General features: G+C 64.8%; 1 protein-coding gene. It reads right to left on the bottom strand.

The window, feature by feature from the left end; genetic code table 11:
* Nucleotides 1-209: 209 nt before the first annotated feature.
* Nucleotides 210-523, bottom strand: a 314-nt coding sequence (locus MIC448_RS13750) for an SOS response-associated peptidase family protein (protein ID WP_036300836.1), incomplete at its 5' end; no start/stop codon positions are given.

Genomic DNA, 523 nt, shown 5'->3' with positions numbered 1-523 from the left:
GGCCTTCGCAGATGAGAAGAACATGAGAAATTGACCACGCCTGCGTGCGTGCGTTTCGTCTCGCTGCGCTCGCTCAACGGCCGGCGGTATTCGCCGAACTGTCACGAAACGCTCGATCTGGGCACAATATGCAGCAGTCTGTGACAGCTCGATCGAGAGCGGGGAGGGCGTTTCGACTCGCTACGCTCGCTCAACGACCGAGAGGCGATCTACGACGCGAGCGGCTCGATGAGTTCGGGCCCGTTGTTGCGGACGTTGCCCACGGCGCGCCCCACGACGTGATTGTCGAGCGTCGCGGCGACGGAGGGTGCGGCGTCGATCGCGGCGTCGAGGACGTCGCCGATGTTGTCGGTGTCGGTATCGAGCCAGGCCTCGGCGTGGTCCATGTCGACGAACAGTGGCATGCGGTCGTGGATCGAGCCGAGGTTGCCGATCGAATCGCGCGTCAGGATCGTGAAGCTGAGCACCCAGCGCGCCGGGTCGTCGTCCGCAGCGGCGGGGTTCTTCCACCACTCGTAGAGCC

Origin of the sequence: Microbacterium sp. C448, from assembly GCF_000582705.2 — a bacterium.
Lineage (GTDB): Bacteria > Actinomycetota > Actinomycetes > Actinomycetales > Microbacteriaceae > Microbacterium > Microbacterium lacus_A.
Note: the sequence above shows the minus strand (reverse complement) of the source record. Positions and strands in the feature narration are given on the sequence as shown.